2 protein-coding genes and 1 pseudogene are annotated in these 4305 nt (G+C 67.5%); 1 reads left to right on the top strand and 2 read right to left on the bottom strand.

The genetic code is table 11. The features are described from left to right. Positions 1–593, top strand: a pseudogene (locus KDB67_RS02710) (GMP synthase (glutamine-hydrolyzing)); the annotation flags it as partial. 225 nt (positions 594–818) lie between these two features. Here KDB67_RS02710 and KDB67_RS02705 read toward each other — a convergent pair. Then, positions 819–1715 carry a siderophore-interacting protein gene (locus KDB67_RS02705; RefSeq protein ID WP_291012107.1) on the bottom strand — a complete coding sequence of 299 codons (897 nt, stop codon included), beginning with the start codon at positions 1713–1715 and terminating at the stop codon, positions 819–821. 35 nt (positions 1716–1750) lie between these two features. Further along, a partial coding sequence (locus KDB67_RS02700; RefSeq protein WP_291012106.1) for a condensation domain-containing protein occupies positions 1751–4305 on the bottom strand: 2555 nt, incomplete at its 5' end.

The raw sequence follows: 4305 nt of genomic DNA, 5'->3' as shown, positions 1-4305 counted from the left end.
AGGTCGACTTCCTCGTCCAGGGGACCCTGTATCCGGACGTCGTCGAATCCGGCGGCGGCAGCGGCACCGCCAACATCAAGAGCCACCACAACGTCGGCGGACTGCCCGACGACCTCGAATTCTCCCTTGTCGAACCGCTGCGTCTGCTGTTCAAGGACGAGGTGCGCGCCGTCGGCCGCGAACTCGGCCTGCCCGAGGAAATCGTTGCGCGCCAACCATTTCCGGGTCCTGGTTTGGCGATCCGCATCGTCGGCGAGGTCACCGGTGAGCGGCTGGCCATCCTGCGCCGCGCCGACGCCATCGCCCGTGAGGAACTCACCCGCGCCGGCCTGGACGCCCAGATCTGGCAGTGTCCGGTCGTGCTCCTCGCCGACGTCCGCAGTGTCGGCGTGCAGGGCGACGGCCGCACCTACGGCCACCCGATCGTGCTGCGCCCGGTCTCCAGCGAGGACGCGATGACCGCCGACTGGACCCGCGTCCCGTACGACGTCCTGGAAGCCATCTCCACCCGCATCACCAACGAGGTCCCCGACGTCAACCGCGTCGTCCTCGACGTCACCAGCAAGCCGCCGGGCACCATCGAATGGGAGTGAGCCTTCCGGGTCTGCGCAGTTAGAGGTGGCCGGGCGAGGTGTCGAAAGGTCACCGGACCCTTCGTGACCCTCGCTCCTACGTCGCTTCGGCCTCAGGGATCAAGAAGGTGTCTTGCATCTTCGTCGCGTCGGCTGCGGTAGGCTTCTTGATCCCTGAGGGCTGTCGCGCGAGCTTGCGAGCCGACAGCGTCTCGAAGGGTCCGGTGACGCATGGCTCCCAACGGTCTACGTGCGGCGTCGGCGGCGGAGGCGTCCGGCGAGGTGGGCGGCGCCTTCGCGCATGGCGGCGCCCACGCCGTGATCATGGTCGTGTTCGTGGTCGTCGTATTCTTTGAGGTCGCGGTCGTGGTTGGCGGCCTTGGCGTAGCCGTTCTCCGACAGGCCACGTCGCCAGTAGCCGATCACCAGCATGGACTTGCGGTCCACGCCGCGGGCCCGCAAGTTTTTGCGGATGGCGATCACCTGGGCGGACTCGGCCGACGCCCAGGCGAACGTATTCGGTTTGAGCTCATGGGATTTCACCGCGTCGACGAGCAGAGTGGTGGTGCCACCGGGGGCACCGTCGCGGGACAGCCACACCACCTCAATGCCTTCGGGCTTGGTGAGGTCGATGCGCCCGGAGTCGCCAGCGACTTCGATGTAGGCGGTGCCGGTAGCGTCGGCGGGTAGATTATCGAGGATGTCACCGATACCGGGCAGGCCCGTTTCGTCGCCCGCGATCAGGTAGTGATCGCCCTGCCCGATATGCCGTCCACCTCCACCCGCGATGCCCAGGGTGGTGCCGGGCCGTGCCCGCATCGCCCAGGCCGACGCGATGCCCTCGTCGCCGTGCAGCACGAAATCGATACTGAGGGTGTTCTTTTCGCGGTCGTACCGGCGCACCGTGTAGGTGCGGACGCGGGCGTGCAGTTCGGGGCGGGACCGCAGGACGGTTTCGGTGCCGGACGTCGGGTCGTCGAGTTCGGGGACGTCGTAGGTGCCGTCGGGGTGCGGCAGGAAGATCTTGATATTGGGAAACTGGCCGGTGGCGATATACGCGCCGACGGCATCGCCGGAGAAGGTGAACCGGCGCATGTGCGGCGAGAGATCCTCGACGGTGTCAACGGTGAAAAGCAATGCCATGATCTGGTGACTCTTTCGGCGCAGTGGTGGGGTTCTCAGGCGAATTCATCTGCGAATTCGTCGATTTCGTCTTGGGTGAGGTCATCGATCAGTGAATCGGACGGGGTGATCCCGCCGAGTTCGCCGAATGTGTCGGGGGCGGCCAGCGCAGCGAGGATCGCCGACCATTCGTCGACGATCCGCCGCGCCTGCTCCCGGGTGATGAGCGTGCGTACGTAGGAGATCTCGGCGCGCAGCCGAAGTTCGTCATCGACGGCCACGGCGACGGCGTTGATCTCCAGCGGATGGGACACGGGCATGGCGTCGTCGCGGACCACGATGATCGGCTTGCCGGGCCACACCGCGGAGAACGGTCCGGTGCCTTCGCCGGTGGTGAGCCTGCCGAGGTAGTTGAACAGCACACCGCTGGGCCGCTGTGGCTGCGCGGCGGGTGAGAGTTCGGTCAGCAGACCGTATTCGAGGCCTCCGAACTTTGGCGCGGCCAGTCGTTCCTTCACCTGTTTGATGACGGTGTCGGCCGATCGGGTCGGTGCCGTGTGATCGGTCATGGGGACTTCGATCGATACGGGCCAGAAGGCGGTGAACCAGCCGACGGTGCGCGACAGGTCGACGTCGTCGATGAGGGTCTCGTCGCGGCCGTGCCCTTCGAGGTCGACGAACAGTCGCCGCGGACCGGACCGCTCGCCGGAGTACACCCGTGCGATCGCCAGCGCGAGCGTGGCAAGCAGCACTTCGGTGGGTCCGGTGCGATACAGGTCGGGGACATCGGTGATGGCTTCTCGCGCGGGCAGCTCGACCTCGAACCGTTCGACGGCCGACGCCACATCGATGGCCGCGTCCAACGGGCGGCCCGCGACCGCGATGTCGCCGGGGCCGGGAACGGCCGGGGGATGTTCCCATAGACCGGCACCTGCGGCGATGTCGGCATCGTCGGCTCGGGAGGCCAGCCCGCGCGACCATTCGCGGAACGAGGAGGTGGGCGCGGGAAGCCGGGGTGCCCCGGCGCGGGACACGGCGTCGAAAGCGCTGCGCAGATCCTCGCCGAGGATGCGCCAGGACACCCCGTCGACGACCAGGTGATGCACGATCAGGACGAACGCGTCGGTTACTCCGGCCCCGGCCGGGACTTCGCGGACAAGCAGAGCTCGACTCATGAGCCCGGCGCGCGGGTGCAGGTGGTGTGCTGCCTCGGTGATGCGCCGCTCGGCCCACGTCTGCGCCGCCGCGGCATCGACGCCCGTAGGCGTGTGGATCTCCTCGACGGTGCCGTCGGCGCCATCGATAGGTGCTGAATCGACCACGAGTCCGTCGTCGGTGAGACGGGCACGCAGCATCGGGTGCGCCCTGCGCACCGCGTCGAGGGTACCGGCCAACTGGTCCGGCGTCGTCCCGGGCGGGATCCGGTACGCGCGGACCTGTGCGAACGTGTCGAGCGGGCCGCCGTTGCGGAGCACCCGGTGCATCAACGGTGTGAACGGGATATCTCCTACGGCCTGTGCCGGGTCGACGGTGACGGCCGGTGTGGCCGAATCCGCGGATGCGTCGGCCAACGCCTGCGCGGTCCGCAGCTCGAACACCTGGCGCGGGGTCACAACGATGCCGAATTCTCTTGCCCGCGAGGTCAACTGGATGGAGATGATGCTGTCACCACCGAGGGTGAAGAAGTCCTCGCCGGGATCGACCGTGGGCAATTCGAGGATGTCGGCGATCAGACCGCAGAGGATCGCGACCGGCGAATCCCCCGACACCGGTTGCGCGGCAACGGGTTGACCGTGCCACGGATCGGGTAAGGCCCGACGATCGGTCTTGCCCGCCGGGCTCAGCGGGACCGCGTTGATCGGTACGAATGCCGACGGGACGATGTACGACGGTGCGACGCGCGCGATCTCCCCGCGCAGTGCCGAGAAGTCCGTGGTGTCGGTTCCGGTCAGGTAGGCGACAAGCCGCGCCGGTGAGCCTGCGGACGCCCGGACGTCGGCGACCACCGCACCCACCGGAATGTCGAGCGTGCGGGCGGCGGCGATGACGGCGGACTCCACCTCGCCGAGTTCGACGCGGTAGCCGCGGACCTTCACCTGGTCGTCGGCGCGGCCGAGGTAGTCGAGTTGGCCGTAGCTATTCCAGCGCACGAGATCGCCGGTGCGGTAAAGACGTTCACCCGCGATGAACGGGCTCGCGATGAATCGCTGCGCGGTCAGGTCGGGGCGTCGATGGTAGGCGCGCGCCATTTGCCGGCTGCCGATGTACAGCTCGCCCTCATCTCCGGCCGCGACGGGCTGCAGATGTCGGTCGAGCACGTGCAGGTCGGCACCGCGCGACGGCACTCCGATCGATGGTTCGGGTGTCTCGGTGACGGTGGCGAAGGTGATCTCGACGGTGGTTTCGGTGGGGCCGTACAGGTTGAACACGGTGACCGAGGGATTGGCGTGCAGTTCGGTCCACAACGCGGGCGAAAACGCCTCACCGCCCGTTGAGAGCCATCGCGGAACATGTTCACCACCAGTAGGATTCACCAGACCCGCACGCACATACTCGGCCTGTAGTGCGGGCACCGCGTCCACGTAGTCGATCCGGTGGGAACGGATGAAGT

The organism is Gordonia sp. (in: high G+C Gram-positive bacteria) (assembly GCF_020438995.1).
Taxonomy (GTDB): Bacteria; Actinomycetota; Actinomycetes; order Mycobacteriales; family Mycobacteriaceae; genus Gordonia.
Note: the sequence above shows the minus strand (reverse complement) of the source record. Positions and strands in the feature narration are given on the sequence as shown.

Bases quoted from the DNA above. Each gene is read 5' to 3' on its own strand.
- KDB67_RS02705 (WP_291012107.1), bottom strand. From the start codon at position 1,715: ATGGCATTGCTTTTCACCGTTGACACCGTCGAGGATCTCTCGCCGCAC.